Annotated in this window: 19 protein-coding genes and 2 pseudogenes; 5 read left to right on the top strand and 16 right to left on the bottom strand. The window is 26.8% G+C overall.

Going from position 1 to position 25,784, the window contains the following annotated elements:
- From SLY_RS03390 to SLY_RS03380, 3 genes are all read left to right on the top strand, one after another.
- Positions 1–849 (top strand): hypothetical protein, encoded by an 849-nt coding sequence (locus SLY_RS03390; protein ID WP_015638174.1) that lies wholly within the window; start codon positions 1–3, stop codon positions 847–849.
- A gap of 19 nt (positions 850–868) precedes the next feature.
- Entirely contained in the window at positions 869–1,234 is a 366-nt protein-coding gene (locus SLY_RS03385) for an SVM family protein (protein WP_012358841.1), read from the top strand.
- Positions 1,235–1,340: 106 nt separating this feature from the next.
- A complete protein-coding gene (locus SLY_RS03380; RefSeq protein ID WP_015638173.1) occupies positions 1,341–2,513 on the top strand; it encodes an IS3 family transposase in 1,173 nt (390 codons plus the stop codon).
- Positions 2,514–3,094: 581 nt separating this feature from the next.
- Here the strand turns inward: SLY_RS03380 and SLY_RS03375 are convergent.
- From SLY_RS03375 to leuS, 11 genes and pseudogenes are all read right to left on the bottom strand, one after another.
- Positions 3,095–4,867 (bottom strand): ABC transporter ATP-binding protein, encoded by a 1,773-nt coding sequence (locus SLY_RS03375; RefSeq protein WP_012358715.1) that lies wholly within the window; start codon positions 4,865–4,867, stop codon positions 3,095–3,097.
- On the bottom strand, positions 4,864–6,591 hold the full coding sequence (locus SLY_RS03370; protein WP_012358714.1) for an ABC transporter ATP-binding protein: 1,728 nt from the start codon (positions 6,589–6,591) through the stop codon (positions 4,864–4,866). The genes SLY_RS03375 and SLY_RS03370 overlap by 4 nt, the downstream gene beginning before the upstream one ends.
- A 466-nt stretch (positions 6,592–7,057) precedes the next feature.
- Entirely contained in the window at positions 7,058–7,462 is a 405-nt protein-coding gene (mscL, locus tag SLY_RS03365) for a large conductance mechanosensitive channel protein MscL (protein ID WP_012358713.1), read from the bottom strand.
- Positions 7,463–7,591: 129 nt separating this feature from the next.
- Positions 7,592–8,626, bottom strand: a complete 1,035-nt coding sequence (gene nrdF, locus SLY_RS03360) for a class 1b ribonucleoside-diphosphate reductase subunit beta (RefSeq protein ID WP_041784372.1) — start codon at positions 8,624–8,626, stop codon at positions 7,592–7,594.
- A gap of 1,052 nt (positions 8,627–9,678) precedes the next feature.
- Positions 9,679–10,431 (bottom strand): hypothetical protein, encoded by a 753-nt coding sequence (locus SLY_RS03355; protein ID WP_015638166.1) that lies wholly within the window; start codon positions 10,429–10,431, stop codon positions 9,679–9,681.
- Positions 10,432–10,652: 221 nt separating this feature from the next.
- Positions 10,653–12,119, bottom strand: coding sequence for an MATE family efflux transporter (locus SLY_RS03350; RefSeq protein ID WP_015638165.1), 1,467 nt, complete (start codon positions 12,117–12,119; stop codon positions 10,653–10,655).
- Positions 12,120–13,394: 1,275 nt separating this feature from the next.
- A pseudogene (locus tag SLY_RS05670) lies at positions 13,395–13,547 on the bottom strand (IS3 family transposase); the annotation flags it as partial.
- A gap of 384 nt (positions 13,548–13,931) precedes the next feature.
- A complete protein-coding gene (gene rsmH, locus SLY_RS03335) occupies positions 13,932–14,843 on the bottom strand; it encodes a 16S rRNA (cytosine(1402)-N(4))-methyltransferase RsmH (RefSeq protein WP_015638163.1) in 912 nt (303 codons plus the stop codon).
- Positions 14,844–14,931: 88 nt separating this feature from the next.
- Positions 14,932–15,165 (bottom strand): DNA-directed RNA polymerase subunit omega, encoded by a 234-nt coding sequence (gene rpoZ, locus SLY_RS03330; RefSeq protein ID WP_015638162.1) that lies wholly within the window; start codon positions 15,163–15,165, stop codon positions 14,932–14,934.
- Positions 15,143–15,781, bottom strand: a complete 639-nt coding sequence (gmk, locus tag SLY_RS03325; protein ID WP_012358706.1) for a guanylate kinase — start codon at positions 15,779–15,781, stop codon at positions 15,143–15,145. Before gmk ends, rpoZ begins: the two co-directional genes overlap by 23 nt.
- Before the next feature lie 103 nt (positions 15,782–15,884).
- Complete coding sequence (leuS, locus tag SLY_RS03320) at positions 15,885–18,329, bottom strand: leucine--tRNA ligase (protein WP_015638161.1); 2,445 nt, start codon at positions 18,327–18,329, stop codon at positions 15,885–15,887.
- Positions 18,330–19,486: 1,157 nt separating this feature from the next.
- Between leuS and SLY_RS03315 the strand changes: the two are divergent.
- Positions 19,487–21,233 (top strand): annotated as a pseudogene (locus tag SLY_RS03315) (reverse transcriptase domain-containing protein).
- A gap of 276 nt (positions 21,234–21,509) precedes the next feature.
- Here the strand turns inward: SLY_RS03315 and acpP are convergent.
- The 5 genes from acpP to infC all read right to left on the bottom strand — a co-directional run bounded on the left by acpP (position 21,510) and on the right by infC (position 24,467).
- Complete coding sequence (gene acpP, locus SLY_RS03310) at positions 21,510–21,740, bottom strand: acyl carrier protein (protein WP_012358704.1); 231 nt, start codon at positions 21,738–21,740, stop codon at positions 21,510–21,512.
- Between the two features lie 338 nt (positions 21,741–22,078).
- The gene (locus tag SLY_RS03305) at positions 22,079–22,660 is read right to left on the bottom strand and encodes a hypothetical protein (RefSeq protein WP_015638157.1); all 582 of its coding nucleotides are present in this window, start codon (positions 22,658–22,660) and stop codon (positions 22,079–22,081) included.
- A gap of 69 nt (positions 22,661–22,729) precedes the next feature.
- On the bottom strand, positions 22,730–23,614 hold the full coding sequence (rplT, locus tag SLY_RS03300; RefSeq protein ID WP_015638156.1) for a 50S ribosomal protein L20: 885 nt from the start codon (positions 23,612–23,614) through the stop codon (positions 22,730–22,732).
- Positions 23,615–23,628: 14 nt separating this feature from the next.
- The gene (gene rpmI, locus SLY_RS03295) at positions 23,629–23,826 is read right to left on the bottom strand and encodes a 50S ribosomal protein L35 (protein ID WP_012358701.1); all 198 of its coding nucleotides are present in this window, start codon (positions 23,824–23,826) and stop codon (positions 23,629–23,631) included.
- A 107-nt stretch (positions 23,827–23,933) separates the two neighbouring features.
- Positions 23,934–24,467, bottom strand: coding sequence for a translation initiation factor IF-3 (gene infC, locus SLY_RS03290; RefSeq protein WP_081475338.1), 534 nt, complete (start codon positions 24,465–24,467; stop codon positions 23,934–23,936).
- Between the two features lie 677 nt (positions 24,468–25,144).
- On the opposite strand from infC, the gene SLY_RS03285 reads away from it, so the two are divergent.
- On the top strand, positions 25,145–25,783 hold the full coding sequence (locus SLY_RS03285) for a sigma-70 family RNA polymerase sigma factor (protein WP_015637685.1): 639 nt from the start codon (positions 25,145–25,147) through the stop codon (positions 25,781–25,783).
- Position 25,784 lies beyond the last annotated feature (1 nt).

Genomic DNA, 25,784 nt, shown 5'->3' with positions numbered 1-25,784 from the left:
ATGATGGAAAGCCGTATGCTTGGAAACTTGCTCGTACGGTTTGGAGGGGGGCTGTTTGTAATAGAAAGTAGAAAAACAAATCCTACAATCGAAACGCAAATAATCTATCCCTATATTATATATTATTGTTTTATAATAAGTATAATTGCTATTTTTGGTGGTTTTATATTTTTAGACAATAAATACGATATAACAAACTCCAAGCGCAAAACCTATAATATTACTGAACCTAAAATAGAAATTGAATCTGAATGGTTTGAAGGATACCGTTCTAGAGATGATAACTATCAAATTAAGAAATATTATAAAGCAGATGGTTATGACCCCAATGCAGAATTTGGGGCCACAAAAGATTGGAAAGGTAGTCCTTGTCAAAGTTATAGTCATGATGTTAATCACCTTGTTTTGGGTCACCAAATGATTAAAGTTAAATACACTTTTTACGGTCTCAATGGCCTTGGTAGAGGACAACACTGTGAATACGAGCCAAATGACTTAATGCCGTTTATGAAAAACCCTTTTGACAAATGGGAAGTAAAAGATAGCAGGATTGATTTTTTTAATACTTTCCATATGAAACGTAAAGATGATGATTCACAATTTAATAATATGTTTATCAACGACCCTTCAAACTACTACACAGAACTCAACTACAAAGGCCCAAAATGGTTAATTGAAGAAGATAAAGACTTCTTCATGGATGAAGTACAATGTCATATAATAAACCCCAAAGATTCTAGATATCCCAAAGATGAAAAGAAAAATTACTACCTTCACTTCAACCCAAAACAAAGATATATAACACTTTATACTAAGAAATTTAATACAAAAAATAATGAAAATAAATAAAAATAAGGAGTAATATATAATGTTAGCAAAAAATAAATTACATCTTTTACCATTCTTTTTAATTAGTTGTTTAGGATTATTATTTATCACAAGTAATAATCAAGTTATGGCGATGGAAAACAACAACAAAGGTAAAACAATTATAAATAATGAACCAAGCGAAAAAGAGGTAAATGAATTTTTTCAATTATTAAAAAGAACAAAAGAAAATATTTTTCAAATAAAACAAAAAAATCCTCATTTGAAAAATTTTTCTATACGAGAAATAGAAGAATGGGCATGTTCTCCAAATAAACAACAACCAAAAAATAAAAGATTTAAAACAATTGATTTAAATAAAACTCCAGAAGAAGAATATTTAATAAATATTTTAAAACAACAATAAAATTTCTTAAAAAGATTTTATTGTTGTTTTTTTTAATTAAAACCAACTAAACAGTTTTTTTAACAATAAAGGCTTAAAAAAATAAAGTTATGTTAATAAAACAGAAATGAGCTTAAGAATGGAGAAAAAATTAAAATTATATTCTTTGGATGTTAAATTAAAGGCTGTTTTTGCGAAACAGGAAGGCAAAAGATGTAAAGAAATACAGCAAAATTTAAAGATTAAAAATCGGAGTCAGATTTATCAATGGGTAGAGTGGTATGAATTAAAAGGTCCAGAAAGGCTAGAACAATCAATTAGAGGAAAAAGAAAGGTTAAAGATTTAAGAATTAACCCAATTAAAACTGCAATTAAGAATCAAATCAAAAATAGTTTGAAGAAAAATAGAAAATTATATTTAGACATTATTAATAAATATCAAAAAGAAGTTTCGTTAGAACAATTGATTAAATGGTTATCTATTTCAAAAACTAGTTATTTTAGATGGATTAAACAAAGTCTTCATCCCAGGCCAAAAAGCGAATTAGAAAAAGCCTTGTTTCAAATATGTCAACAAGGTTCATATATCGCAACTGATGGCAAAAGAAAAAGAAGGCTTGGGTATCGGGTGGTTCATCAAAAATTAATTGACCTTAAATTTAAGATAAACTCTAAGACTGTTTTAAAGCTAATGCATCAGTTTGGGTTATTATCACAAAGAATACAACGAAAACCTCAATATTATTATGATTTAGCTATTCAAAAAGAAAATAATTTAAAAAACCTAATTCAAAACAATTATCACGCCACAAGACCGTTTGAAAAATTATGTACTGATATTACTTATATACCTTTTGGAAAAAATAACCAAAAATTATTTGTTTCTGCGATAATGGATTTGTATAACCGTGAAATTATTGGTTACAACATTTCTAAAATCGCTGATGTTGATTTTGTAATTAATACTTTAAAAGTTATTCCTGCATTAATAATCCCTTGCATTCTTCATTGTGATAGAGCAAGTGTTTATACTTCTAAAAAATATCAAACTGAGTTAAAAGCTAATAATCTAATAACTAGTTTCTCAGCTAAAGCCATGCCAACTGATAATGCTTGCATGGAGGCATTTTGGGCCAATATGAAACGTGAAACCATCCATTATGAAAAAATGCAAAATTTAGATGAACTTCAAATTATAGAAATTATTACTAATTACATTGAATATTATAATATGTATCGCAAAATGAAATTTCTAAATTATTTATCACCCAAAGAATTTAAAACCAAAAATATTAATTAATAATTAAAACTATAAGCCCTTCATAACGGAGGGCAATTTGTGTAGGTTTTTTTTAAAGAACTTAAAAAATAACTTTTTAAAAAAGCATAATTACCCCTTAAAACTCAAAATTTTGCCCTTATATGATACTTTTGGGTTCTTGGTAATGATAAATATCAAATCGTAAATATAAAATCATTTAAGAGGTAATGTTTTGATTGTTTATTTTTTGAAATTAATAAAATTCTTTAAATCAATTATTTTTAGATTATTATGTAAAAAAATTATTTTTTTATATTTTTAGTATTGACAAATATACTATTAAATAATATTATTACTTTATAATTAATAAAATATAAAATTTTTTTCTTCAAAAAACCAATTAAAAACTGGTACTGGTTGAGAACAACAAATTTAAAAAAAAATAAATTTCATATTTTGACAAATAATTTTAATTATGTTATAATAAAAGTAATTAATAAACAATTTGGTTTTTCAAAAAATCATATTTTTTTTGGAAAAAAATGTTGTTCTCAAATGGTGCCATTTTTGTGGAGCTTACCAGTTTTCTTGTTGGGAAAAAAATAATAAAATAATGAAAATTATTTTTGAAATTGACTTTGATAAAGGCGATAGTAAAAATTTTTATTAGCTAAAAGTTGTTGGTGTGTGCCTTGTTCCACAATCTCACCTCGATTTAAAACTAAAATCTTGTCAGCATTCACGATAGTAGATAAACGATGGGCAATGATGAAGGCTGTTTTGTTTTTCACCAATTCTTTAATGGCTTTTTGCAATAATATCTCAACTCTAGTATCAACGTTTGAAGTTGCTTCATCTAAAATTAAAATCTTGGGATTACTCAAAAAAGTCCGAGCAATAGTGATAAGTTGTTTTTCTCCTTGAGATAAATTATCAGCTTCTTCGTTGATTATCATTTGATATTCTAAAGGTTTACTTTTAATAAAATAATCAATTTGGGCTTGCTTACAAATTTTGGAAATTTGTTCATCCGAAGCATTCTTATCACCATATTTAATATTATTCCAAATAGTATCTTTAAAAAACCAAGTTTCTTGTAAAACCATGCCAAAAATTTTTCTCAAATTATCTTTTTTTAATTCACGAATATCAACGCCATCAACTTTAATAGATCCTTCGTTAATATCGTAGAATCTCATTAAAAGATTAATTAAAGTAGTTTTTCCGGAACCAGTAGAACCAACAATAGCAATAGTTTGATCTTTTTCGGCGGTAAAATTAATGTTTTTTAAAAGCATATCTCTGTTATTATAACTAAAAAAAACGTTTTCAAAAACAACTTGTCCTTTGGGGTCTGTCAAAACTATTGGTTTTTTGGCTTCAGGAGCTTCTTCGGTTTCATTTAAGAAAGAAAAAACTCTTTTAGAAGCAGCATTGGCTGATTGTAAAAGTACTGACATGTGTCCAAGTTCTACAATAGGGTTTCCTAAGCGCCAAATATATTGAATAAAAGTGTGAAAAAGACCAACTTGAAGAATAGGGAGAGTCAAGTTTAAAAAATGTTGTTTACTATCAATCAAATAAAATCCTGCTATACTTGCCACAACCAAAGTTAAATAAACAAAAAAGCTAACAATGGGTGAAGAAAGACCAGATAAAAAATGAGATTTAAAAACTAACTTTTGCAAATTAGTATTATGGGTTTTAAATTCTTTGATTGTGTTTTTTTGTTGATTGTAAAGAAGAATTTCTTTATATCCTGTATATTTTTCTTGTAAAAAACCGTTGTAAACGCCTGAACTTTCAAATCTTTGAATGAAAATTTTTTGCGAACTTTTAAAAACGCGATAAGTGCTATAAAAAGACAAAGGTATCATTGTAAATACTATGAGGGCCAAGAACCAATGCAAATGAAACATAAAAATGACAACCATAAATATTTTTAAAAAAGCATCAATCATGATAGCAAAAGATTGTTGTAAACAGTTGGAAATAACTTCGATATCATGAGTTAGGCGACTAATAATATTTCCTAAAGTATTTTGGCTAAAATAACTTATTGGCAAATAATGAATCTTTTTTTGAACGTCTTGGCGTAAATTTCTCATTGATTTATGAATTGATTGAATTAAGAGTTTATTAAAAATTAAACGGCATAAAACAACAAAGAAACAAAAAAATAAATCTAAATATAAAAAATGAAAGATTTGAGTTTTAATTGCATCTTTTGTATCTGGTGGGGTTGATGCACTCGCTTCTTTAATCTTGTTAGTGATGTATTTTCCTTCTAAAAAAGGGATCAAACAGCTGAGAGTAGATACCATTAAAATTAAAAAAATACTAATTATAATTTGAACTTTAAAAACTTTTAAATATTTCAAAACTCTTTTCATGAAGTTACCTCTAAATTTTGGGATTTGGCGATTTCTTGATAAAGAGGGCAAGTGTTCATAAGCTCTTTATGCGTGCCTAATGCAACCATTTTGCCGCCATCCAAAACAACAATTTTATCAGCTGTTAGAACTGAAGTTAATCTTTGGGCAACAATCAAAACTAATGATTGTGCTTTGATTTCCACAAAAGCTTTTCTAATTTCATATTCAGTTGCATAATCTAAAGCTGAAAAAGAATCGTCAAAAATATAAATATCTGGTTTTTTGATAAAAGCACGTGCCATTGAAAGCCTTTGTTTTTGTCCACCAGAAAGATTCGCACCCAACTCAACGATGGGTTGTTCAAATGCGTTTTCTTTGTTTTGAATAATATTTTGAGCTTGAGCTAATTGCAAAGCTTCCAACATTTGTTCTGTTTGGGGGTTGTTTTTTCCAAAAGCTAAATTACTTTTAATTGTCCCTTTAAACAAAATATTTTTTTGCGAAATAAAACTAATTTTGCTTCTTAAAAAATTAAGGTCGTATTCTTTAATGTCAACATCATTAATCTTAATAGCACCTTTAAAAACATCATAAAAACGAGGAATTAAACCAATTAAAGTACTTTTCCCCGCTCCTGTTGCACCAACAAAAGCAATAATCTCTCCTTGTTTAATAGTGAAATTTATGTTTTCTAATACTGGCTTTGAGGCTTTAGGATACATAAAAGTAACGTTTTCGAAAGAAAGTTTTTGAAAACTTTGTGGGAATAACAAAGGTTTGTGTGCATTTTGAATAATTGGGGTTGTGTTTAGGATAACCTCAATTCTTTTAACAGAAACCAAAGTTTTTGGAAACATCATAAAAAGAAGTAAAAAATTCAAAATAGAAAACAAAACATGAAATTGATAGTCAACACAAGATAATAATTTACCAATAGTAAAATCGCAATTATTTGCTCCAAGCAAAATATAGGCACCAACACCAAAATTAATTAAAATAGATAAATTAAGACAAAAATAGAAAAGAGGGTCAATTGAGGCCATGAATTTAAAAAGTTTGATTGAATAAAAGCTATATTTTTTATTCACTTGACTAAAGCGGTTAACTTCATATTCACTTTGTCTAAAAGCTCTTATGGACTTAATTCCAATTAAATTTTCTCTTGTAATGATATTTAATTCATCTAGTTTTTGTTGTTGTTTTTGAGACAGACGATAAGTTTTTTGAATGATGATAATTAAGATTAAGATTAAAAGGGGAAAAATTAAAAGAATGACATAAAGAAAGAAAGGGGCGGCATAAAAAATAGCAACCACACTAATAAGAAGAAAAATCGGAGAAACAACGGCTGTCCGATAAAAAACAGCAATAAAATTCATAATTTGAGAAACGTCCGAAGTAGTACGGGTCAAAATAGAAGAAATACCAAATTGTTGCATTTCAGTAGGCGAAAACGTTTGAATTTTGGCAAAAATATCATTACCAAGATCACGAAACAAAAGAGAAGAAACGCGAGAAGAACAATAATTAAGAATTAAGTGACCAATAAAACCCGAAAAGGCAAAAGCAATTAAGATACAAAAAAGTTGGTATTGTGGTATTGAAGATTTATGTCTATCAATGATAAATTTTCCAATAATATAAGGGATGCCTAATTCACTAAAACAAACCAACAAAGCGGCGATTAAATTTAATAAAAGCAGTCTTTTATATTTTATTAAATATTTCCAAATAATTTTCATAAGTTTAAAATTGTAATTCCTTTATTAAAAGTTTTGTGATATTTTGATTATCATATTCATTTTACTAAAATTTAATAAAATAATAAGTTTAAAATAAGTTTAAAATTGTAATTCCTTTATTAAAAGCTTTATTATATTTCAATTATCATGTTAATTTTATTCAAAAAATTTAATAAAACAATAGGTTTAAAATAAGTTTAAAATTGTAATTTCTTTATTAAAATTTTTGTGATATTTTGATTATCATGTTAATTTTATTCAAAAAATTTAATAAAACAATAGGTTTAAAATAAGTTTAAAATTGTAATTTCTTTATTAAAGCTTTGTTATATTTCAATTATCATGTTAATTTTATTCAAAAAATTTAATAAAATAATAAGTTTAAAAAATAAAAAAGTAAATAAAAAAGACTATTAATAGCTTTTTTTTGTTGGATTGTAAATTTGTCTTTTGGGTTGGTTTTTTATTACTTCTTGTTGTTGTTTTGTTGTAAATTGTTTTTAATTTCTTGTAATAAAGTAATTTCTTTTTGTAAACTTTCTAAGATAAGTTTTAATTCACTTTTAGGTTTTTCCAATTTAGTTCTTGAAAAAATAGTTAAAATCAGATAAATAGCAAAAGAAAAAATAACGAATTCTAAAATATTTTGCAAAAAAATACCGTAATTCATATAAACGTCTTCTTTGATACACCATTTTAGACCTTGTAAACCTTTAGTTTCGTTAAACAATAAAGAAAAAGGAGGCATCATAATATCTGCTACCAAAGAGCTCACTATCTTAGAAAACAATTGACCTATAACAACTGCAACTGCTAAATTAATTACATTGCCACGGGTGATAAAATTTTTAAATCCTTGAAAAAACGTCAAAGATTTTGTTGCTAAATTATAATTATTAATAATAAATTCTCCTTATACATTATTCAAAATAAGAAAGTGATAAAATAAAGTCTTGAAGTTTTATAATTTTTTAGTTATGGATTTCCTAATGTCAGTAAATTAAAAATAAAAATCTTCATCTTTTAAAGCTTCGGAAAGCATTTTTTGATAACCGTTGCCTTTCATGGAAAAATTATCCATGGTTTTTGTCTCCGTATTAAGGCCATTAAGGACAACGGGATTTACGTTTTCTTCAGGAAAAAAAGCATCAAATCCCAAATTCATTAAAGCTTTATTAGAATTATAACGAACAAATTTTTGGACATCTTCTTCCAAATAACTTAATTTGGAATAAACTTCTTTTACTAATTCCATTTGTTCTTTATATAAAGTCTTCATTGTTGCATCTAACCATGTTTTTAATTCTTTTTTTGTGTCATCATCAAAAAGATGGTATAATTCTGTGGCTAAACGGCCGATATAAACACCATGAATGCTTTCATCTCGAATAATTAAATTAATAATTTCGCCTGCTTGCATCAATTTTCCTTGGCCGTAAAAATATAAAGGATAATAAAAACCACTATAAAAAAGCCAAGTTTCTAAAAAAACCGAGATTGCCATTGCTTTCCATTGATTTTTTTGGTATTGCAATTCACTAAATTCAGATAATTGATATTTTTTAAGATAAATATTGTATTCTAAATCTTCATAAACTCGGAAAATAATTTTCATAATGTTTTGCAAATTAACTTGTTTTTCACCCCAAACAAAAAGTTGATTAATATCTTCGTTACTTAAATAACTGGTAAAAATATTAGAATAACTTTTAGCATGTACAGCGTTTTCCATAGCTCCCATAAAATTCAGGGTAGCTTTTTTTTGGTGTTTGTTTTCATCCATGGAATTAGCAATCACAGGAATCCCTAAATCTCCTTGGTACGTGTCTAAAAAAGTTAATACCAAAAGGTTTCTAGTGTATGTAGTTTTTTCTTCATCAGACAAATGATTCCACGCAGCAAGGTCGCCTTGTAAACTAATATCTTCAGGACGCCAAAACTGACTTAAATTTTGTTCATAAAAAAAATGAGTATATTCATCTTCTAATTGATTCCAATTAGCTCCTTGATAAGTTTTTTTCCATTTTTTTTCCATTATATTCCCTTTAATATTGATATTTTTCAAGATAATTATCAAATCACACAAATGATTGAATTAAAAATAAGTTGCGATGCTATGAAAAAATCTCGAAATAATTTTTTTTAAATAATAATTAAGCTTTAAAGAATAGTCCACTATTACTTTTATTATACACCTAAAAAACAATTGAGCGACAAAAAACTTTTTTATTTGTTTCAAAAAAATAATAATTAATTTTTTTATTTAATATTGACCTGTTACCCAAAATTAAAAACTTTGGCTTTGAAAAAACTTTTAAAACTAAAAAAAATAATTTTTCTATCTTTTCTAAAGGCATCTTTAAAAAAGACTTGCCAAAAAAACTAACAGCTCAACCAACTTAATGAATTACACAAATTATAAACAAGCAATTCAAACCAAAACTAAACATGTCATGAAACAAATACACCAAAAAAACAAAGAATGCAAAAATCATAAATACTTTTTTTTTGGATAAAGAAGCAATAAAAAAAACCGCAAAATATCAAAATATGAAAAATTGTCTAAATTATGTTTTTTTACGATTTATTGATACAAGTAAACTAATATCTTTTATCTTTTGATAGATTTTATTAGTTTTGATGCTTTTAAGTTTTTAAGTTTGTAAGATTAATTTGTTTAGTTTGGGACACAAACTTTAATAAATAACAATTCTCAATTGAAAGAAATTAAAAACCATCCTAAAAATTGATTATTTTAATTTAACGCAGACTTATTTTAATTTGAAGAAATTTGCAATTATGAAATTTTTTTAAGTTTTCAAGAAAAAACCCAAAAAAGTTGTCTCAAATTTGGAAAAAATTCATATCATTTGCAATAAATATCGATAAATCAATTTAAAACAACTTCCAATAATTGGTCATTCAATCAAGAAAAAAATGGTCTGATAAAATAATTAAAACGTTTTTTATTTTTTAAAAAATAATGTCTAACTTATTTTTTAGTCGGTCTTTTTTTGCGCTCAAAACTAAAAAATAATTATTTTTCTATCTTTTCTAAAAACATTTGCCAACTACAATTATTAAAGATTATTTTTGTAAAGGTTCTCCGTTTTCATTAAAATAAATTGTTTTTAGAAATTTATTTTTGGAATCAAGTTTGATGTCGAAAGTTTCTTCGTTCGCCCAATCAATTGTTCCGTCTGATTTGAAATGTCTTTCTTTAATTCGCAACCCATATTCATTAAAAAAACGTTCAAAAGTATCTGGGTGTTGCCAATTAACTGTGCCATCAAGATTAAACATTTTTTGAGAAGAGACTCTGCCATTTGAGTGATTATAAGTAGTGTCATAAGTGTTTGGAGATTGCCAATTGATTGAGCCATTATCATTGAAAGATCTTTTAGTTGAAGGATAGTTTTCATTATCATAAGTCATGTTAAAAGTCAAATCACTATCCCATTTTATTGTATTATCTGGATTCAAAAATCTAGAAGATAATATTTTTTGGTTTTCACCATAAACTACTTTTTGTTGGTTTAAAAAAAGACAACGTTGCAAAGGGTTGTCAAAATCAGCTAATTTAGTAATTTCTTGATGATTTTCATCATAAAATTTTAAATCAGGATTAGCAAAAGGTTCATAAACGCATATATCTTGTTTTAAGGAAACCTTTCTTTGCGCTTTTGACAAAAGAGCAACTTTATTTTTGGCTGGCAATAAATTATTTGTTGTTTGAGAGGGTATTAAATTTTCGGAAGTTGGTTTCATTTGATGATATACAAATAATATTGAAATAAAAAAGATAATTATTAAAATGATATAAATGATTTTTTTAAACACTAAAAAATCCTATTTTCTAAATATAAATATTTTTAATTTAAATTAAAAATTTAAATTTTTGAATAAAAAAATAATATTTCTTGGTGTTTTTTTGAATTTAGGGTTAATATTTTTTTACAACTTGTTTTGAGGGGGTTGAAGAAAAAAATTAAAAGTTTTGAAAAACTTTAAAAAAGAGACTTTTGCAGGCCTCTTTTTTAAATTATTTGTTTTAAGTATTATCACAAGTCTTGTTCAAATACTTTGTCTCGTTTTAATTTAAGATAAAAAGTGATAAAAATCCCAAAAGTAATAATAAAACAAATTAAATTGCTTAAAAAAATACTTAAACCAACGCCGATAACGCCCCAATTTAAGCAATTATGAGAAAATAAGGTAATAAAAAAGATACGTATTAAACTTCTTAAAAAATTCATATAAAAAGAAGGAGCAACTTTTTTAAAAGATAGTAAAAAATTAAATAAAATAATAGAGCCACAAGATAACCATAAACTAGTTGTTTCAAAAAATAATAATTTACGAAAGGCTGCTTTTTCGAAAATAGAAATTTCTTCCCAAGTTTTGTTATGAAACAAAGGTAAAAATAATTTATAACCAAAAAGATTAATTAAAGTACCTATCGTTGCCAGAACACACATACAAAAAATAATTTTTTTAAAAGCTTCAAAAACTCGATTAAGATTATTATGTCCTAAATTTTGAGAAATAATAACGTTTTGGGAGTCTGAAAAAGAATTTAATAAATTATAAAAAATATTATTAATAGTAACTGCTAAAACTAAATTAGCTCCAATTTGAGAACTATCGAGATGATCAGGTCCATCATTATAAAAATCTCTCACAATAATGCTTACAATTAGTTTTCCCAAATTATAAGCACTAATACTTGCACAAACAGGTATTGCTAGTTTAGCGATTTTTTTCAAAAAAACTTTATCAAAGCGAAACTTCTTTAAAATAATTTTAAAAGGATTATTGCGATCAAAAAATAAAAACCAAAGGGCAAATAAAGTAACTAAAGCGTTAGAAATAAAAGTTGCCCACGCCAAAGATCTTGATTGTTTGTCGAAAGAATAAAACAAAACAAAAGATAAAATGATTTTGATAAAAACATTTAATAAATTTAAAATCAAAGATATTTTATTGTTGCCCTTGGCTCTCTCTAAGGCTAAAAAAACTGTATTAATCACAACACAAACAAAAGACATTATAATAAGATTATAATATTGCCTTTGATCGCTATTTACTTTATTTTCTGAACTAATTTGTAAAATTTTTTCTAAAATAGGAGTTTGAAACACGAAAATACACAAAAATGAAATAAGTAAGCCTATTAAAATTGATAAAATAAAAGTTTTAGTTAAATAAAGTTGCATTTTATCTAAATTATTTTTTCCATAAGCACGGCCAACTAAAATAACGCCGCCTGTAGCGATAGATATACCAAAAGGAATAAGAACACCTTTTAATAAATGAACTCGGCTGATAAAAGTTATTTTCGGTGAAGTAAATTGGTTTCTTTGTAAAATTAAAAGATCAATGGAATCAGAGATACTTTGGAAAACCCAATAAATAACAATAGGGAAAGTAAAATAAAAAATTACTTTCCACAAGTTTCCTTCTAACAAAAATTTTCTATTTCTTTTTTCAGCGGCAAAAATTTTATTCATTCCTTCCGTTTTAACCATGTTAAACCTCCATCTAATGATTTTTTGTGGTTAACAATTTTTGTAAACAAAAACGGGTGGACAATAAATATTTTATCAAAAAATGCAAGCATTTTGAAAACAAAAAAACCGTTTGGGGGCAAAATAACTTAAGTGAAACGTTTGGATATTAATGATTGAAGCCGAAAGTACTTTATTAGAAGTTTTACTTTTAGACTCTAAAAAAAATAGATTTGGTTTATGATATGATTGCAGAAACTGATTTTAATAACAATGGTTAATGAGGGGGGGTTCGAAAACACTGGGCTGTTCCTTTATTATAACTATTTTTAAAGTTTTGCACCCTAAAAAAACTAAAAGCCCTCATTATCTGAGAGCCTTTGATTCCTACCCTAAACAGTAAAACGAAAGGAGAACGAAAATATGAAATGAAAGCCATGTATGAACAAATCATGCACTATAGGGTCATTAATAATTCTAACATAAAAAATTAAAAATAAACTAAATAATGACTTTCTTTTTGATAAGAACCAAATAATATAAAAATACCCGGAAACAATCCCCAAATAAGACCATATATACCACAAAATATTTTTGTAAACTTATTAGATTTTGAATTAAATAATCTTATATATAAAAAAATGAAAAAAGGAATTAATAAATATAATAATTGAAAAAATAATTCTAAAAAATTTTCATTAAATAAACTGTTTTCTAAACTATAATGATATTCTTTTCCAAAAATTTCTATATAATAAATTTTAAAATTTAAAAAATATAAAATTTTAAGTTTTGATGATAAAAATATTAGCAAAAAATAAAAAATTGATTGAAAAAGAATACAAAAAAAACAACCTAATTTAACTAATTTATTAATTTTTTTCATTTTTATTTCCTCCATAAAATATTAAAAATATTATATATAATTAATATTCTAACATATATAAAATTAGGATGTTCCTTGTTTTTAGACATTTTTTGTTTTAAAAATATTCTTTAAAACTAAAAAAATAATAGATAATTTCATATCTTTTCAAATCAACAAAATAAATTAATTAAACTAAAATCGTCCATAAGTTTTTTAATATTTTGCTCGTTTCAAAAGACATTTTTTATAATTTTTAAACCTTTTACAATATATGAGGGGTAAGAAATGATAAAAACGCGGCAGAAAAAGAAAAATTAAAACTATTTTCCATTTCATTGTATCATTTTATTAAAAAAATGTACAGTAAAATAACCTCTTTTTAAAAAGGTTGCGGTTGATTTTATCATTAATTAAAATATTTATTATATTTATCTAAAAGATTGAGAATATTTTAAAGGTGATAAATTATTTAATTTTGATAATAGCCATTTATGGTTCCAAAAAGAAGGGAAGCGGTTGATTATTTTTTTAATTTCACATGTCTCTTGTTGAAATAAAAATGGATGTTGGTTTGGGACGATGAAAAATTGAAGAAAACATTTTAGTTTCATTAATTCGTTTTGTTAGTTTGAAAAAATATAAGATTATCTATTTATTTCAGTTTTAAAGAATATTTTTAAAAAAATTTAGAACTAAACTGGAGTGATGAAATAATTAGGACACTTTTTTGTTTTTTAAAAATTCTTTAAGATTGACTTTTTTTAAGTCGGTCTTTTTTTGTACCCAAAACTAAAAAATAATAACTTTCGTATCTTTTCAAAAAAACATTTTTAAAAAAGAATAAAATGATAATGATTGAAACTTTTTTTCTTTATTAAAATAAAAAAACCAAACTACATTCATAAGTAGTTTGGAAAAAACTATTTTTTTATTCAGCAAATCTAATTTCAAAAGACTATATTTTTTTAAATATTTTTAACAGCTGCACGTAATTTGGCAGAAATACTACGAGGATTATTTTTCATTTCAACCTCACTAGGAATACAAGGTTTTTTAGTGATAATTCGCAAAGCAGGTTGAGGATAATCAACACTCATAATAGGTAATTTTTTAGGAAATTCAAAAACACTATTTTTTTTAAAAAAATGTTTAACAATACGATCTTCCAAAGAATGAAAACTAATAACAACAATGGAACCGTCTTTTTTTAATAATTCAAGACTTTGGGATAAGGCTTGTTTTAAAACTTCTAACTCTTGATTAACTTCAATTCGTAAAGCTTGAAAAATTTTTTTCGCACTATGCCCTTTATGATATTTATAAAACATATCAGTTATAGCCACTAAATCATAAGATGTTTTTAAAGGACGGTTTTTAATAATTTGTTTTGCAATCAAAGCTGCCTTTTTTTCTTCACCATAAATATGAAAAATGTTTTTTAATTTCTCAAAAGAATAAAAATTTACAATTTCTTGGGCTGTTAGTTTTTGTCTATTATCAAATCTCATATCCAAAGGAGCATTATGCAAATAACTAAAACCTCTTTGAGGATCATCAATTTGACAAGAAGATATCCCTAAATCAAATAAAATACCATCTAATTGAAAAACATTTCTTTTGGCTAATTCTAATTTAAGATTAGAAAAATTACTATGAATGATTTCAATAGGCCAATTAGGGTTTAATTTCTTTTGAATATCGGAACAAGCTTTTAAATCTTGATCAAAAGAGTATAAAAAACCATCTTGGAGATGATTTAAAATAGATAAAGTATGTCCTCCCTGACCTAAAGTAGCGTCAACATAAACACCATTAGGATTAATATTTAAAAAAGAAATAGCTTCTTCTTTTAAAACTGAAATGTGCCTCAAAGTCATTGTAAACAGCTCCTTTTCAATTTACACAAAATAAAAAAAGTTAAATTATGCAATTCTCATTGTAATTTAACAGTTTTATTTAATTATTTTATTTAAAGACAAATTTAGCTTTATCGTTAATAATTTCTTCTAAAGCTTTACCAATTACTTTTTCAGATTTGCATTCAGGCAATGATATCTTGTCTTTTTCTATAACATGAGCTATTTTACTAGCTATATGAACTAATTTATATTTAGAATCAACTTTATCTAATAATTTATCAATCGAAGGATAACTTAAACCTTCTTTATTCATTTGTTTATTGTTCGGCATAACCATCATTCTCCAAAATCTTTAAATAATTACGAATACTACGTTTAGTTTTTGCATGTTCCGCTCTAATAATTGCAATAATCCGATCAGCGGCATTGAAAACATCATCATTAACAACAATATAATCATATTTATGAGCTAAAGGGAATTCTTTATCAGCTTTCATAATACGTTGTTGTATTTTGTCGGCTGATTCTGTTCCCCTTTTTTTCAACCTTTCATAAAGGACTTTTTTTTCAGGAGGAACTAAAAAAATGAAAACTGCATTACGAAACTTTTTTTTTCTTAATTGGGTTGCCCCTTCTACTTCGATTTCTAAAAAAACTTCTTTGCCTTCTTTTAGGTAATCTTCCACTTGTTTACGAGAAGTACCATAATAATTATCAATAAATTTAGCCCATTCTAAAAATTTGTTATTTTTGATTCCTAATTCAAATTCTTCTTTAGTGAGAAAATAATAGTCTTTTCCTTCTTGTTCGCCTAATCTAGGTTTTCTTGTTGTTGATGAAATAGAATAAACAAAATTATGATTTTTCATTTCAAATAAAGCTTTTCTAACTGTTGCTTTGCCAACGCCAGAAGGACCTGAAAGAACTATTAAAAGCCCTTTTTGGTTTAATTTCATCTTAACATACCTTTTTCTCCAAAATTTACATAAACTTATTTGAATAGAATTTGAAAAAACACTTCTTGAATTTTATTAAGAATTTAAAAGCAAAATTAAATAATCAAATAACAATGATATTTAATAATTTTTCAGGAATATAAATTACTTTCTGAATTTGTTTTTGAAAAATAAATTTATGTACTTTTTGATCTTGAAAAGCTAATTTTTGGATTTTCTCTGAAGAAACGCCCAAAGATACAGTTAAAATAGAGCGTGTTTTGCCATTAACTTGAACAATAATATTTGATTGTTCGTTTCCTAAATATTTAGGATTATAATGAGGCCAAGTCATATTAACTAATATTTCCTTATTCTTCAAAATTGTTGCATTTAACTCTTCTGTCAAATGAGGTGTGAGGGGGTTTAACATTTGTAAAAAAATTTGGCATTGCTCTTTAGTGATTTTTTGGGATTTGTAAACGTGATTAACAAAAATCATTAGTTGACTAATAGCTTTGTTAAATTTTAATTTTTCATAACTTTGAGTAACTATTTGAATTGTTTGATGCAAAATTTTTTCTAAAAAAACATCTTTTTGATCTATCATTTCAAAAGAACACATCTGATGAACTCTATTTAAAAAACGTTGTATCCCTTGCAAACCTTTTTCGTTCCAACTTTTAACATCTTCTAAAGGACCCATAAACATAATATGCAACCTTAAGGCGTCCGCGCCATACTTTTCTAACATTGAAGAAGCATTTACGCCATTGCCTTTTGATTTAGACATTTTAGTATGGTCATGTCCTAAAATCATTCCTTGATTAACTAATTTTTGAAAAGGTTCTTTCTGAGAAACTAAACCCAAATCATATAAAAATTTATGCCAAAAACGAGCATATAATAAATGACCGACTGCATGTTCTGTCCCGCCAATATACAAATCAACAGGCAAGTAATAGTCTAATAACTCTTTCGCTTCGGATGTGTTTAAAGGGGTGATCCCTGAAATGTTTTTTAAAACATAAGCAATATAATACCAAGAGCTTCCTGCAAGTTGTGGCATAGTATTGGAATCTCTTCGGTACTTTTTGCCATCTTTTTCAAAATACAACCAAGAAGATGCTTTTGATAATGGCGATTCTCCCGTTCCTGAAGGTTGAATTTTATCTAAAACAGGCAATTCCAAAGGCAAAGAGTCATCATCCATAGTGTGAATATTATTATTTTCATCATAAAAAATAGATAATGGTTCTCCCCAATATCTTTGGCGAGAAAAAACCCAATCATGCAATTTATAAGTATAATGAGGATAGGCTAATTTTTTTTCTTTTAAAAATTGCATCATCTTTGTTTGTGCTTGATTGTTGTCTAAACCATTTAAAAAATCACTATTAACAATAATGCCATCTCCTTCAAAAACTTCTAAAGGGTTTTTTTGGCTACTATCAGTGATTGGGTTTGGTTTTACTACTTGAATCATTTTTAAATGGTGTTTTTGTGCAAATTCAAAATCTCTTTGATCATGACAAGGAACGCCCATTAAAATGCCTGTGCCAAAATGAGGCAAAACGTAATCAGCCACCCAAATAGGAATTTTTTCACCATTACACGGATTAATAGCATAACTTCCAGTAAAAACACCACTTTTATCTTTGTTAACGTTTCTTTCTAAGGTTTTTTTTTGTTTAGTGCATTCTAGATAATCCAAAACTTCTTCTTGCTGTTTTAAAGTAGTAATTTGTGATAATAATTCATGTTCAGGAGCTATAACTAAAAAAGTAACACCAAAAAGAGTATAAGGGCGAGTAGTAAAGACTTTTAAAGTATTTTTTTGTTGAAATACAGGAAAAGAAACAACAGCTCCTTGAGATTTACCAATCCAATTAATTTGCATATCTTTAACGTTTTGCGGCCAATCAACAAGATCTAAATCAGCTAAAAGTCTTTCAGCATAATCAGTAATTTTTAAAACCCATTGTTTCATTTGTTTTTTAATAACAGGATGATTCCCTCTTTCAGAAAAAAGACCTTTATCGTTAGAAATAACTTCTTCATTGGCAAGAACTGTTCCTAATGCAGGACAAAAATAAACTTCTACATTTTGCAAAACGGCTAATTTTTTTTCGTAAAGTTTTTTAAAAATCCATTGAGTCCATTTATAAAAATAAGGATCTGAAGTTGCTAATTCTTTTTCCCAATCAACACTTTTTCCGAGTCTTTGAATTTGTATTTTAAATTTCTGAATATTTTCATAAGTAAAATTTCTAGGATTTTTTCCTGTTTTCAAAGCGTATTGTTCTGCTGGAAGTCCAAAAGAATCCCAACCAAAAGGATGAAAAACGTTGTATTGTTGCATTCTTTTAAAACGGCTTACAATATCGGTTGCGGCATAACCTTCAATATGACCAACATGTAATCCTTCTGATGAAGGATAAGGAAACATATCTAAACAATAAAATTTCTTTTGATCTTTATTAATTTTTGTTTTAAAAATCTCGTGTTTTTTCCAATAATCTTGCCAATGTTCTTCTATTTTTTTAAAATCATAATTTAATTTAGCCATTATTACAAACTTTCTATTATTTTTGAAGCCAAAAGATATGTTATTAATTATTGGCCTGGATACTGCCGCAAAACGGGAATGAAAAAAGTAAAATATTAAAAATTACAATGTAATTGTAGCTCAAAACAAATCTACAAAAAACATGCAAAAAAAAGATAATTTATTGTAAATAGGTAAAGCAAATGTTTGATAAAGACACAATAAATACAAAAAAATCTAAAATTCAAAAATTGAAATTTATCCAACGTGATAAAATATTTATAAATACAATAAAATTAAAAACATAAAAAAGAATTAATTATTAAAGTTGATAAACAAAAAACGCAATAATTTTAAAAAAATAAATCAAAATCCAAAAAAACAAAAAAGAAAAAATTAATATTAAATTAAGATTTTATAATTTTTGCCAAAAAATTTAATTAAATAAACAGAGAAATTAAAAAGAAGTTGTTCTTTTTGGAGTGAAGTTATTTTTTTAATCAAAATTAACTATTTTTTGGATTTAACACAAAAAGTTATTTGCTTCACACAAAAACCACTTAAAGCAAATGGGCGGCAAAGAAGCCCACTTTATCGTGAAATCTAACCAATTTCCAGTGCCGATAAACACTGAAAGCAGATGAACGGTTCATCAAATGAAAAGATGATGGATTACAGCAGTTCATAAAGGCGGGTTGAGACGAAGTAGTTAGTCAAGATGACACCGCTAGCAAATCATTCTATGGAAAAGCCTGTAAAATAACCTAAGAAGAAAAGAAGATGTAATTTTGTAACCTGCATCACAAACTACTACAAGCGAGCAGTCCAGACGCTATCAACATATTGTTAGCGTGTTGGATAGTTTATCAATCACGAACGGAAACCTGGAATCTCACCAACAGTCAGGAAAGACATGAAAACATAAATGGTTACTTCTCCTAAGGAATGAAGGTAGATAAAGTGAGGAACTTGCAGAATCCTAAAGGTTCAAGTGTGGGAACAAAAGCCCACATCCCCAAGGAGAAAGAGACTTCTAGTAGTCGGAGGAATTAAAACATTGTTTGGAATAACAATGATAATTGCCCTCCTAGGGCTCTTAGGAAAACTAAGAACAAGGCGAAAACAAGTCAGTCATTTATGGTATATCTAAACAAATCAAGAAAGGAGTAAGTGATAATATGCTTACACATAATTCAAATGAATTTAAGCTTTCGAGAACTTTAGATATGATTTTAAATCATTCAAAAAACAACTATAGCCTAAAAAAGGTATTGAAACGCGGAATGAATAACATAGAAAACACATACAAAGCATTCAATAGCATTGCAACCAATAAAGGCAGCGGTACAGAGGGCGTTGACAACAAAACCATTGACGGCATAAAGCTAGAAATGATAAAGAAATACCACAAAGAATACGTCAACAACCAATACAATCCGCAACCTGTCAAAAAAGTATTAATACCAAAAGATAAAAATAAAACGAGACCGCTAGGCATCCCAACCATAAAAGATAGAATAATCCAGAAAGCAATGGAACAACTTTTAACCCTCTATTTTGAAAACATCTTCTCAGAATGGAGCTTCGGATTCAGAAGCAAGAAATCATGCCATGATGCCGTAAAACGCGTCAAACAAAGGTTCAAAGGGATAGATTATATAATAAAAATCGACATTAAAGGTTACTTTGAAACCATCAACCACGATATCCTCAATAAGATGTTAAACAAATACATCAGAAAGGCCAAAACGTTAAAAACAATCAACCAATGGCTCAAAGCAGGAATAATGGAAAATGGAATCAAATACGAATCATTATCAGGAACACCGCAAGGTGGGATAATATCCCCTTTATTATCAAATATATATTTACATTACATCGATAAGAAAATGGAAGAACTGATAAGAAACGGCAAACCGATAATGAAAGCAAATCCCGAATATTGGAAGGCATACACAAAAAAACAACATCACAATCTATCAATAGATAGTGAAATAAACCTGAACCTAAACCCGAGAATAGAATACATCCGCTACGCAGATGATTTTATTATTGGAATAAAAGGAGAACACCACGAAGCAGAAAGGATTAAAACCCAAGTACTCAAATGGCTAGAACAAGACTTGAAACTCGTGGTAAACCGCGACAAATCAAAAATTGTAAAAGCCACTAAGGGCACAAGGTTCCTATCTTATATGGTAAAGGTAAACCCAACCAACAAAACCCGCAAAAAGAAAACAACAAAAAACTCACTGAACGGGCAAGTACAAATCCAAATCCCAAAAGACACAACAAGAGACTACGGGAAAGAATACGGTTGGACCAAAAACGGGAAAGTAAAACACGACGAAACACTAGCAAGTAGGGAAGCACTAGAAATAATACGAACCTACAAATCAATAACGCTCGGCATTATCCGATACTTTTGTCTAGGAAACAACCTAGCACAATTAACACATTTATACTATTTGGCGGAATACAGTTGTTTAAAAACACTAGCGAGAAAATGGAAAACATCTATCGCAAAAGTTCGGCGAAAATTAAGGAACGGCAAAACTTGGGGGATTCAATACAACCTCAAGAATAAAACCAAAAGTTGATAGCTGGGACAAACTGGACTGGGAAAAGATAAAAAGGATGAGAAAAACAAAGGGGAATCCCGATGTAATTATCAACCGTTATCTCTACCAAGGACGAACAACACTAACATCACGCTTAAAGGCGGAGAGATGTGAAGTTTGCCAAACAGAAAACATCCCACTAGAAATCCACCACACAAAAACGGTGAGAAACTCCAACTGGCAAAGCATCCTTAATAAACAAACAATCGCTTTATGTAGGAATTGTCATCGCAAGAGAACAAACCAACAAATAAACGATATAAACCAAAACAAAAAGAAGAGAATGATTAAGATACACAGTTAACCGCAAGGTTAATCCCGTAAAAAGGGTAAATGATGGAAAGCCGTATGCTTGGAAACTTGCTCGTACGGTTTGGAGGGGGGGGTTGTTTGTAATAGAAAGTAGAAAAACAAATCCTACAATCGAAACGCAAATAATCTATCCCTATAATAAAAATACATTATTTCTTAAAGATGATGTTAAAAAAGAAAAAAGTTTGTAAAAGCATATTCTAAAAAAACAAAAATCTTCAAATAAAAAACATTGAAGATTGATGTATAGTATTTTTAAAATTATTAATTATGCGAGGTTTTTTTCAATATATAAAACCACATCTTCTACTGTCTTAAAATTTTGCAAAGTGGTATCACTAATGCTCACATTAAAAATTTTTTCTAACTCCATCATCAACTCTAAAGCATCTAATGAATCTAATCCTAAATCTTCTCTAAAACGAGTTTTTAAAGTGATTGATTGAGAATCTAGAGATAATTGATTTACCATTAAAGTTTTTATTTTTTCTAAAACCATTATTTTGTTTTTCCTCCAAAAGCAGTAATCATCTGAATAATTTTAAAAGATTTAAAAACTTTTTAATATAAAACAAATAAAAAATTTTTTAAACTAAGTAAAAAAACATTGTTAATTTTATAAAATCAAATATTTAATAATAATTTTGTTATTTTCAATTCCGAAACAACTTTTCTTTTTTTAAAAAAATAACAAACTTTACAAATTATTTCAAACAAAAATCAAAGTAATAGCGATAATTAAAAGATTTAAAATAAATTTTAATGTTTGTATTTTTATTAATAATGAACCTAAATTGAAACATTTCCAACAAAAAAATAAATTATTGAATTCAAAAGTTATTTTTGATTATTATTTTTCATTTTTTTAATACTTGTAAAAAGAAAATAAAGACATTGTAAAAGAGATAAAACAGATATTGTCTTCAAAATAAAGTTTCTAGGATTAATTGGACTATTCATTATATAATTGCCAAAACCAAAAGCAATAAGGTATAAAGAAAAAGATAAGTTTTTTTCTTTTTTGAAATATTCAACGTGTAATTTAATGAAAGTGTGAACAACAACAAGGTAAAATAAACAATGATTCCATTCCAAAAACCAAGCAAAAACCGAAGGCAGCTGTTCTTTTTTAATTAATCCCATGCCTGGAAAAATAAAACTCATCAAAATAATAGAAATAAACAAAAGAGTTTCAAAGAAAAAAACATAACGGCTTTTAGTATTAATTGTTTTATATTCTTTAAAAACCAATAAATAAGTAAATAAAAATAAAATGACACCTAAAAAAATATCTGCTAATTTAATTTCAATTTGAGCAACTGAAAAAGATGTCTCGAAGAAGCAAAAAAAAGAAACTAATAAGCATAAAATACTTATAAATAAATCTTTTGATCCTTTTCTAATTCTAAATTTATTCATAAAATTTCTCCTTATTTTAACTTATTTTGTTATTTTTGTTATTTTGAAAATCATTTTTGAAACAAAAAATTATTTATTGTTTTCTTTAATTGTTTTCTTTAAAATTTCGATGATTTCAGATTTTTTAAGTTTATTAACGCCAGATATTTGATATTCTTTGGCTAATTGTTTTAATTCAGTAAGTAACATTTTTGATAATTTATCAACAGATATTTGAGAAGTTGTTTTTTGGGGGTTTTTTTCTTCTTTTGGTTTTGCTTGATTTAATTCTGTTTCTTTGTTGGGTTGTTTTTCAATTTTTTTGCTTAGTTCTTTTTTTTCAACTTTTTGACTTTGTTGATTGATTTTTGGTTTTTGTTCTTCTTTTGTAATTTTTGGATTTTCTAATTCTTGTGACGACGATTCTAAAGAAGGTGTGTTTGATTCTTTATTTTCGGAAGAAACTTGAGCTTTTGAAACTTCTTTATCTAACTTTTGAATTTGAGGTTGTTTTTCAGTTTGTAAAGTTTGTTCTTTGTTATCCATTTGTTTAGTTTTTTTTTCTGGAACTTGTGGGACTACTTTCTCTTTCTTTTTGTTTTCTAATTCTTTTTGAAATTGTTCTAAAGAAGATTTAGCTAAGTTCACATAATCAGAAAAAACTTCAGGATGAAGATGTGCCAAACCTGCCAAAGTTTTACGGTCGATATCAACTTTAGCTAAAGAAAGGCCATGCATCAAACGAGAATATTTGATACCCAAAGACATTCCGCCAGCATTAATACGAGTAATCCATAACTTACGAAAGTCTCTTTTTCTTTGTTTGCGATCTCTGTAAGCGTATTGCAGTGAACGCATTACTTGTTCATGAGCTGTTTTGTAAAGGGTGCTTTTAGAACCAAAATAACCCTTAGCCATTTTTAAAACTTTTTTACGACGTTGATGCCTCGCTGGAGCAAAATTAACTTTAGCCATATTCTTTTTCCTTTCTATAAACCTCTAATAAGGGTTTTAATTCTTTTGTAATCAGAATGATCAACGCAAACAACACCTCTTAATTGTCTGTTTTGTTTAGTTGTTTTAGAAGCTGCAAGGTGATTTTTATAAGCATGGCCTCTTAATAATTTCTTTTTTTTAGTAATCTTAATGCGTTTTTTAAGGCCGCTATGAGATTTTTTTTTAATCATTTTTTTTAGTTAATTCCTTTCTGGATTTTACAAAAATAAAGTTGATTCTTTACTGGAGAAATTACGACTTTTAATTTAGTTTTTTTAAGCTATTTAAATGAAATTGGTTATTTCAAAGGAGATAAAACAGTTATAAATTGATTTCCTTTTAATTTTAAAGGACTTTCTGTGTTAGCTAAATTGCTTAAATCTTTAATAATTTTTTTCAAAATCGTTTCTCCTAATTGAGAATTATTAATCATTCGACCACGAAAACGCATGCTAATTTTCACTTTATCTCCTTGTTTTAAAAACTTTTGCATTTGTTTTAATTTCGTGTTTAAATCATTAATATCAATATTTGGACTAATTCTGATTTCTTTTAAAACACTCACTTGAGATTTTTTTTTGTCTTCGCGATGTTTTTTTTGTTGGTTATAACGATGTTTTTGATAATCCATCAAACGAGCAACCATAGGTGTTGAATCAGCGTTAACTACTACAATATCAATTTCTTTTTTTTCTGATAATTTCAAGGCTTCATTTTGGTCAAAAATACCCAACTTTTCTCCTTTTTCATCAATAATTAAATATTTACCCTTCGGTATTTGATCATTGTATAAATCTACATTAGATTTTTTTTTAAATTTAGGTAATTTAATATTTGAATCCTCCTTTAAATGTTGATATAAGTTGCAAATATTTCTTAATATAAAAAAAGAAATGCCTTATAAAGCATTTCTCTTAAAACAAATAGCGTGTAAATTATAAAATATTGAGCTAAAACTAATTCGCGTGCTATTTGCCCAAAAACTAATTTTTCAAGTTTATCAGGCGAGAGAAATACTCTTCTTTTCACATATCAAACAAAGATTAAAATCTCTGTAAAAAGATAACTTATATATTTAATTATATCTTAAAAAGGTGCGATTTATTAATTAATTTTTATAAAATCACAATATAATGTATTACAAAAATTAAATTTGTGATTATTTTAAGTATTGTTGATAAAAAATGCTTTATTTGGATTTAATGTTTTTAGCAGTGCAACAAAGAAACTGGGCGAAATGTTTCGGAAATTCGTGCTCCTTAAAAGTTTTGATTAGTCATAAATTGTCTTCTTGAAATAAGTATTGTCTTTGAATTGATTGAGGATAGTGTTTAAAAACACTCGCTTTTTTTGAACTAATAGATAATGTTGAGGTGTTCCAAAACTTTGGACAACTTTTTACTTTTTAAAAATTCTTTAAGATTAACTTAATAGTTAGTCTTTTTTTCTTTTCAAGACTAAAAAAATAATTTCATATCTTTTCTAAAAATATTTTTAGGAAGGAATAAAATGTTAAGACAAAAATTATTTAAAGATTTTTTAAAAAATAAAAATAATTTAGAAAAAAGGAATAAATTAATTGAAATGCATTTTCCATTAGTAAAAAAAATAGCCAACCAATTTAAATACTTCCCTAAATCACTTCAAAGAGAAGATTTATTTCAAGAAGGCGTTTTAGGTTTAATCAATTCTCTCAAAGGGTATGAATTTCAAGAAGAAATTGACCAGTTTATTGGATACGCCATCGAACACATCAAATTTGCGATTCACGAACTTATCCGCAAGTGTCAATCAGCTTCAATGCCTCAAAAACACAAAAAAATAATAACTAAAATTGGTTTCGAAGAATGGGAAGAAGCAAAGCAACCCAGGTGGAGCACAATCCTCAACCCCCATCAACTATGGTTAAAACAAGCTAATCATGAATTATTCTTAAAAAAACTTAAAAATATTTTAAATCCCCAAGAATTTGAAATTATTAGATTAAGTTTTGGGATTCCTTTTGGAAATATTAATGAAGAGCACCAAATTGAGTATTCCAACAAAAATATAGGACAAATGTTAAATTTATCTTCAAGGCAAGTAGCAATTATCAAAAACAAAGCAATTGCTAAATTAAAAAAAATATATAAAAAAGGAAATAAATAAT

It is taken from the genome of Strawberry lethal yellows phytoplasma (CPA) str. NZSb11, assembly GCF_000397185.1.
GTDB classification, from domain to species: domain Bacteria; phylum Bacillota_I; class Bacilli_A; order Acholeplasmatales; family Acholeplasmataceae; genus Phytoplasma; species Phytoplasma australiense.
This window is presented reverse-complemented; position numbering and strand designations above follow the sequence as displayed.

What these genes read in the sequence shown, in the direction of transcription:
- SLY_RS03390 (WP_015638174.1), top strand. Translation starts at nt 1, where the DNA reads ATGATGGAAAGCCGTATGCTTGGAAACTTGCTCGTACGGTTTGGAGGG.
- SLY_RS03385 (WP_012358841.1), top strand. Translation starts at nt 869, where the DNA reads ATGTTAGCAAAAAATAAATTACATCTTTTACCATTCTTTTTAATTAGT.
- SLY_RS03380 (WP_015638173.1), top strand. Translation starts at nt 1,341, where the DNA reads ATGAGCTTAAGAATGGAGAAAAAATTAAAATTATATTCTTTGGATGTT.
- SLY_RS03375 (WP_012358715.1), bottom strand. Translation starts at nt 4,867, where the DNA reads ATGAAAAGAGTTTTGAAATATTTAAAAGTTTTTAAAGTTCAAATTATA.
- SLY_RS03370 (WP_012358714.1), bottom strand. Translation starts at nt 6,591, where the DNA reads ATGAAAATTATTTGGAAATATTTAATAAAATATAAAAGACTGCTTTTA.
- nrdF (WP_041784372.1), bottom strand. Translation starts at nt 8,626, where the DNA reads ATGGAAAAAAAATGGAAAAAAACTTATCAAGGAGCTAATTGGAATCAA.
- SLY_RS03350 (WP_015638165.1), bottom strand. Translation starts at nt 12,119, where the DNA reads ATGGTTAAAACGGAAGGAATGAATAAAATTTTTGCCGCTGAAAAAAGA.
- rsmH (WP_015638163.1), bottom strand. Translation starts at nt 14,843, where the DNA reads ATGACTTTGAGGCACATTTCAGTTTTAAAAGAAGAAGCTATTTCTTTT.
- rpoZ (WP_015638162.1), bottom strand. Translation starts at nt 15,165, where the DNA reads ATGATGGTTATGCCGAACAATAAACAAATGAATAAAGAAGGTTTAAGT.
- gmk (WP_012358706.1), bottom strand. Translation starts at nt 15,781, where the DNA reads ATGAAATTAAACCAAAAAGGGCTTTTAATAGTTCTTTCAGGTCCTTCT.
- leuS (WP_015638161.1), bottom strand. Translation starts at nt 18,329, where the DNA reads ATGGCTAAATTAAATTATGATTTTAAAAAAATAGAAGAACATTGGCAA.
- acpP (WP_012358704.1), bottom strand. Translation starts at nt 21,740, where the DNA reads ATGGTTTTAGAAAAAATAAAAACTTTAATGGTAAATCAATTATCTCTA.
- SLY_RS03305 (WP_015638157.1), bottom strand. Translation starts at nt 22,660, where the DNA reads ATGAATAAATTTAGAATTAGAAAAGGATCAAAAGATTTATTTATAAGT.
- rplT (WP_015638156.1), bottom strand. Translation starts at nt 23,614, where the DNA reads ATGGCTAAAGTTAATTTTGCTCCAGCGAGGCATCAACGTCGTAAAAAA.
- rpmI (WP_012358701.1), bottom strand. Translation starts at nt 23,826, where the DNA reads ATGATTAAAAAAAAATCTCATAGCGGCCTTAAAAAACGCATTAAGATT.
- SLY_RS03285 (WP_015637685.1), top strand. Translation starts at nt 25,145, where the DNA reads ATGTTAAGACAAAAATTATTTAAAGATTTTTTAAAAAATAAAAATAAT.